Origin of the sequence: Streptomyces longispororuber (assembly GCF_014656095.1) — a bacterium.
Classification (GTDB): Bacteria; Actinomycetota; Actinomycetes; order Streptomycetales; family Streptomycetaceae; genus Streptomyces; species Streptomyces longispororuber.
Map to the genome: position 1 here is coordinate 1 of NZ_BNBT01000259.1, position 6,255 is coordinate 6,255.

A 6,255-nucleotide genomic window follows, 5' to 3' on the forward strand; every position below is an offset into this window, starting at 1 on the left:
GGCCGGCCCGCCCGCCGCCGCGTCCCGGAGCGACTCCCGGGCGGCGGCGCGGCCGGTGCCCGCCTCGTCGAGCGTGGCGGGCAGCCGCCGGTCGGCCTCGGCCAGCGCGTCGGCGTGGCGGTGCACCCCGTCGACGAACACGGCCGCCTGGCCGACGGCCGCCTCCGCCGCGCGCAGGTGCCCGGCGGCCGTGTCGCCGTCCCCCACGTCGGCGGCCTCGCGGGCGCGCGGCAGCCGGGCGGTGGCGAAGGCGAGCCGGTCCTCGGCCCGGGCGACGTACCCGAGCACCGCCGCGGTGGCGGACGGCGCGTACGCCGCCCGCGCCTCCTTGAGCACCGCCTCCGCCGTCCGGGCCCGCGCGGTGACCTGCCGCAGCACCGTGTCGGCGTACTCCACGGCGCCCGGCGCGGCGCGTTCGAGGGAGCGCAGCTCGTCGAAGGCGGCGGCCTGGGCGTCGAGGCACCGGTTCGCCTCCGCGCAGCGGACCGCGATCTCGTCGAGGGCCCGGCGCCGCGTGGCGTCGTCCTGGGGGCGGGCGTCGTCGAGCCGCTGCCGGAGCCGGAACGCCGCCGCCAGCTCACCGCGCGCGTACGCGACGGCCTCGGCGAACGGCCGCAGCTCACCGGCCCCGAACCGGGCGGCGGTGAAGGCGAGCTCCGCGGCGCTGGCGCGGACCGCGTCGTCGGTGTCCACGAGCAGTCGCGCCGTGCGGGCGTCGAGGTCGGCCAGTGGTGCCGTCCCCTGCGACTCGCCCGGCCCGCCCGGCGTCGTCCGGTGGGCGAAGCGCCGTCTGCGCCGCCGGTAGGAGACCAGGGCGAAGGCCCCGGCCGCGCCGACCGCGACGACGGGCGCCACCAGGTCACCGGCCACGCCGCCGTCCCCGTCGGCCGTCCGTACGGAGGCCGGTCCCGCTGCTGCTGTCGCGTACGCGGGCGGCGGCCCGTACCAGCAGCCGAGGAGCAGCGCGGCCACGGCCGCCGTGCGCGCGCCCCGCGGCCACCATGCGCCTCGCCCGTCTCGCGCGCGCCGTGCCCGCCGCGCCGGGGGCGGCGCGGGCGGCAAGGACGGCGGGGACGGCGTCACACCTGGCAGCGTAGGACCGCCCCCCCACCCCCGCGACCGGGGCCGGGGCGGGCCTACGGCACGTGGCGGACCTCGGGGAAGCGGGGCGACGGGCCGTCCAGGAGGTGGTCGTCCCGGTCGCGCAGCCAGCGGTCGAAGAAGGACGCCACGTACGCGCGCCGGACGGCGGTGGCCCGTGCCGGGTCGACGGTGCCGATGTTCTTCTCCACGACGTCGCGGGGCTGTCCGGTGCGCGGCAGCACGGCGGTGAGGTCGGTGTACGTCTGGTGGCGCGAGCCGCGCAGCGTGAAGTCGGCCTTCCAGCCCGGCGTACGGGACCAGAAGGCGCCCCAGGACGGCTCGGTGGTGTGGTCGACGCCGTCGCGGCCCATGAGGAGCAGCGGCCGGTCCACGCCGTGCCGGGCGACGTCGGTGAGGTGGGTGCCCTTCGGCTCGCCGTTGTACTCCAGCGAGCCGTCCAGGTCGACGGCGGCCTTGACGCGCTTGTCCGCGTACATCGTTCCGGCGGCGGCGATGCCGCCCGCGGAGTGCCCGACCGTGCCGACGCGGTTCCGGTCGACGACCCGGGACAGGCCGCCGGGCAGGTCGCCGAGCCGGTCGAGGACGAACCGGTCGTCGGCGACCCGGACGTCCATGACCTTCTTCAGGAGCCGGGAGAGCGACTCGTCGTCCGTGACCCCGGCGAGCGCGTCCTTGAGGGGCTCGTCGTCCTCGACCGAGCCGTCGGGGAACTGCACCCCGGGCGACTCGTAGGTGTGGTCGACGGTGACGACGACGTAGCCGCGGCTCGCCAGGTCCTCGACGAGCGCGGTGTTCCACGTCCGCGGGTCGTTGGCCCCCGCCGAGTACAGGAGCACCGGCCGCCGCCCGCCCCGGCCGTCGACGGGCGCGCCCTGCCGGGCGTGGACGCGCATGCCCGCCCAGTCGACGGTGCCCGCCGGGATGCCGTGCCGCGGCTCCGCGTCCCACCGTTCGGCGGCGCCCGGCGCCATGTAGGGGGCGCGTGGGGACCCGCCGGTCTTCCGCGCCGGGTACCAGACGCTCACCATCAGCTCCCGGTACGGCCGCGAGGTGACCCAGGGGTCGTGGCGCGCGTGGTCGACGAGGCGGGCCGTCACCGTGCCCACCGGGTGCGGGCCGGTGGGCACGGGCAGCTCCGGGCGCACGGGGGCGGCGGGCCGCACGGTGGTGCCGTGCGCGGCGGCCGGGGCGACGGCCCCGGCGCCCAGCGCCCCGGCGGCGAGTGCGAGGGCGGTCACGCCCCTGGTCAGACGGGTCGGGAACGGGGTGCGAAACACGGCAGCGGTCATGCGTCCATGCTGGTCCGCAGTCCCGCCCGCGACCATGGGGGCCAGCCCGAGAATCCGTAGCGGGGGAAAACCCCCACGGCCCCCGGGCGGTTACCGCTCCCGCCGCCGGATCTTGTTCCCCAGCCACACCAGCGGGTCGTACTTGCGGTCGACGGCCCGCTCCTTCAGGGGGATCAGGGCGTTGTCCGTGATGCGGATGTTCTCCGGGCACACCTCCGTGCAGCACTTGGTGATGTTGCAGTAGCCGAGGCCGTGCTCCTCCTGGGCGGTGGTCTTGCGGTCCAGGCCCGCGTCGGCCGCCGCGTCCAGCGGGTGCATGTCCAGCTCGGCGACGCGCATCAGGAAGCGCGGCCCCGCGAACGACGTCTTGTTCTCCTCGTGGTCCCGCACCACGTGGCAGGTGTCCTGGCACAGGAAGCACTCGATGCACTTGCGGAACTCCTGCGGGCGGTCCACGTCCTCCTGCGCCATGCGGTACGCGCCCGGCTCCACGCCGGGCGGCGGCACGAAAGCGGGCACCTCCCGCGCCTTGGCGTAGTTGTAGCCGACGTCGGTCACCAGGTCGCGGACGACGGGGAAGGCCCGCAGCGGGGTGACGGTGATCGTCTCGTCGCGCGTGAACACCGACATGCGGGTCATGCACAGCAGCCGCGGCCGGCCGTTGATCTCCGCCGAGCAGGAGCCGCACTTGCCCGCCTTGCAGTTCCAGCGCACCGCGAGGTCCGGCGCCTGGGTGGCCTGGAGCCGGTGGATGATGTCGAGGACCACCTCGCCCTCGTTGACCTCGACCGTGAAGTCCTTCAGGCCACCGCCGCCGGTGTCGCCCCGCCACACCCGGAAGTGCGCGTCGTACGCCGTGGACGCCGCTGCTGTGCTCACTCGTAGAGCTCCTCTTCGGCCAGGTACTTGACCAGCTCCTCCTTGTCGAAGAGAGCGAGCAGGTCGGGACGGACGGGGTCGGTCGTGACGCGTTCGAGGTCGATCTGGCCGCCCACCGGGTCGGTCGCCGCGAGGCCGCCGGTCGGGTCGGCGAGCCGGCACAGCAGGTTCACGCGGCGCCACGCGCGGTTCATGCCGGGGTGGTCCTCGCGGGTGTGCCCGCCGCGGCTCTCCGTGCGCTCCAGGGCCGCGCGCGCCACGCACTCGCTGACCAGCAGCATGTTCCTGAGGTCGAGCGCCAGGTGCCAGCCCGGGTTGAACTGCCGGTGCCCCTCGACCCCGGCCCGCCGCGCCCGCGTCCGCAGCTCCGCGAGCTTCTCCAGGGCCTGCGCCATCTCGGCCTCGCGCCGGATGATGCCGACCAGGTCGTTCATGGCCTGCTGGAGCTCCTGGTGCAGTGTGTACGGGTTCTCGGGCGCCGCCCCGGCCTCGGGGCCCTCCGCGCTGAACGGGCGCAGCGCCTCGGCGGCGGCGGTGGCCACCTGGGGCTCGTCCACCACCGGCCGGACGGCGAGGTCGGCGGCGTAGCGGGCCGCGTGCAGACCGGCGCGGCGGCCGAACACCAGCAGGTCGGAGAGCGAGTTGCCGCCGAGTCGGTTCGAGCCGTGCATGCCGCCCGCGACCTCGCCGGCCGCGAAGAGCCCGGGCACGCCGCGTGCCGCCGCCGTGTCGGAGTCGACCGCGACGCCGCCCATCACGTAGTGGCAGGTCGGCCCGACCTCCATGGGCTCGGCGGTGATGTCGACGTCCGCCAGCTCCTTGAACTGGTGGTACATGGACGGCAGCCGGCGCTTGATCACCTCGGCGGGCATGCGCGTCGACACGTCCAGGAAGACCCCGCCGTGCGGGGAGCCGCGCCCGGCCTTCACCTCGGCGTTGATGGCCCGCGCCACCTCGTCGCGGGGCAGCAGCTCGGGCGGGCGGCGGTGGTGGTCCGGGTCCTCGTACCAGCCGTCGCCCTCCTCCTCGGACTCCGCGTACTTCTCCTTGAAGACGTCCGGAATGTAGTCGAACATGAACCGCTTGCCGTCGGAGTTCCGCAGCACGCCCCCGTCGCCGCGTACGGACTCGGTGACGAGGATGCCTTTCACGGACGGCGGCCAGACCATTCCCGTCGGGTGGAACTGTACGAATTCCATGTTGAGCAGCGGCGCCCCCGCGAGCAGCGCGAGCGCGTGCCCGTCCCCGGTGTACTCCCAGGAATTCGACGTCACCTTGAAGGACTTGCCGATGCCGCCGGTGGCCAGGACGACGCCGGGCGCCTCGATGACGAAGAACCGCCCGCTCTCCCGCTCGTAGCAGAAGGCCCCGCTGACCCGCCCGCCCTCTTTCAGGACCCGGGTGACGGTGCACTCCTGGAAGACCTTCAACCGGGCTTCGTAATCCCCGAACTCCTTCTTGTCCTCCTGCTGCAACGCCACGATCTTCTGCTGGAGCGTACGGATCAATTCGAGCCCCGTACGGTCACCGACGTGCGCGAGCCGGGGGTATTCATGACCGCCGAAGTTCCGCTGCGAGATCCGCCCGTCCTTCGTGCGGTCGAAGAGGGCGCCCCAGGTCTCCAGCTCCCACACCCGGTCGGGCGCCTCGCGGGCGTGCAGTTCCGCCATGCGCCATTGGTTGAGGAATTTCCCGCCGCGCATGGTGTCGCGGAAGTGGACCTGCCAGTTGTCGCCGGAGTTCACGTTCGCCATGGCCGCGGCGATGCCGCCCTCGGCCATCACCGTGTGCGCCTTGCCGAAGAGCGACTTGCAGATCACGGCCGTACGGGCGCCCTGTTCCCGCGCCTCGATCGCGGCCCTGAGCCCGGCTCCGCCGGCGCCCACGACGACGACATCCCACTGCTGCCGCTCCACCTGAGCCATCAGAACAACCTCGGATCGTCGAACGCCCCGGACGCGATCAGATACACGTAGAAGTCAGCGAGCGCGACGCTGACCAACGACGCCCAGGCGAGCAGCATGTGGCGGCCGTTCAGCCACCCCACCCACCGCCACATCCGATAGCGCACCGGGTGCTTGGAGAAGTGCTTGAGCTTTCCGCCGACGATGTGCCGACAGGAGTGGCAGGAGAACGTGTACGCCCAGATGAGCACGATGTTCACGAGGAACACCAGGGTGCCGAGCCCGGCGTGCCCCCACGCGTAGTGCTCGTCGCGGAAGGTGAGCACGGTGTCGTACGTGAGGATGCCCGCGACCGGCACCGCGGCGTAGAAGAAATACCGGTGGAGGTTCTGCAGCACCAGCGGGAAACGCGTCTCACCGGTGTACGTGGCGTGCGGTTCCGCCACCGCGCAGGCGGGCGGGGACGCCCAGAAACCGCGGTAGTAGGCCTTGCGGTAGTAGTAGCAGGTGAGCCGGAAACCGAGCGGGAAGACGAGAATCAGCAGCGCGGGGGAGAGCCCCCACCAGCTCCCGAAGATCTCCCAGTTGGGCCCGTCCCGCATCGGCGCGCAGTTCTCGGCGAGGCACGGCGAGTAGAACGGCGAGACGTACGGCGCCTCGTAGTAGTCGGAGTCCGCGAACGCCCGCCACGTCGAGTACACGACGAAGGCGAGCAGCCCGGCGGCGGTCGCGGCGGGCTGCACCCACCAGCGGTCCGTCCGCAGATGGGCAGCACCGATCGCGGCGCGCGTGCCGTGCCGTACGCCGCCGGGGTCCGTGCCCTTCTTCAGATGGGGTTCGGTGCCAGTGGCCAACGAGGCTCCACTCCTTCGTCGACGGGTGGGGGAGGGATGCGGCGGGGCGGGTGCGGCTCGGCTAGGGCGCGCGGCGGTCGCGGGCGCCCAGGCCCTCGTCGTCCGAGTCGGTCCACAGGGAACGGTCGTACGGGGTGTCCGGTACGGGGCGGCTCGGGGGCCGCGGCGGGGGCGGGGGGACCGCGGGGGCGGGACCGGCCGGGGGCGCGCCCGCCGGGCCGGGCG

The 6,255-nt window shown here is 73.9% G+C and carries 5 protein-coding genes and 1 pseudogene; all 6 read right to left on the reverse strand.

The features are described from left to right. A pseudogene (locus IE330_RS37430) lies at positions 1–972 on the reverse strand (TPM domain-containing protein); the annotation flags it as partial. Positions 973–1,136: 164 nt separating this feature from the next. Beyond that, positions 1,137–2,393 carry an alpha/beta hydrolase family protein gene (locus IE330_RS37435; RefSeq protein ID WP_190140650.1) on the reverse strand — a complete coding sequence of 419 codons (1,257 nt, stop codon included), beginning with the start codon at positions 2,391–2,393 and terminating at the stop codon, positions 1,137–1,139. A 90-nt stretch (positions 2,394–2,483) separates the two neighbouring features. Next, complete coding sequence (locus IE330_RS37440) at positions 2,484–3,272, reverse strand: succinate dehydrogenase/fumarate reductase iron-sulfur subunit (RefSeq protein WP_190140651.1); 789 nt, start codon at positions 3,270–3,272, stop codon at positions 2,484–2,486. After that, positions 3,269–5,197 (reverse strand): fumarate reductase/succinate dehydrogenase flavoprotein subunit, encoded by a 1,929-nt coding sequence (locus IE330_RS37445; RefSeq protein ID WP_190140652.1) that lies wholly within the window; start codon positions 5,195–5,197, stop codon positions 3,269–3,271. Before IE330_RS37445 ends, IE330_RS37440 begins: the two co-directional genes overlap by 4 nt. Next, complete coding sequence (gene sdhC / locus IE330_RS37450; protein WP_190140653.1) at positions 5,197–6,030, reverse strand: succinate dehydrogenase subunit SdhC; 834 nt, start codon at positions 6,028–6,030, stop codon at positions 5,197–5,199. The genes IE330_RS37445 and sdhC overlap by 1 nt, the downstream gene beginning before the upstream one ends. Before the next feature lie 61 nt (positions 6,031–6,091). Next, the coding region (locus tag IE330_RS40200) for an Rv0250c family protein (RefSeq protein ID WP_506005404.1) at positions 6,092–6,255 on the reverse strand (164 nt) is incomplete at its 5' end.

Bases quoted from the DNA above. Each gene is read 5' to 3' on its own strand.
- IE330_RS37435 (WP_190140650.1), bottom strand. From the start codon at position 2,393: ATGACCGCTGCCGTGTTTCGCACCCCGTTCCCGACCCGTCTGACCAGG.
- IE330_RS37445 (WP_190140652.1), bottom strand. From the start codon at position 5,197: ATGGCTCAGGTGGAGCGGCAGCAGTGGGATGTCGTCGTCGTGGGCGCC.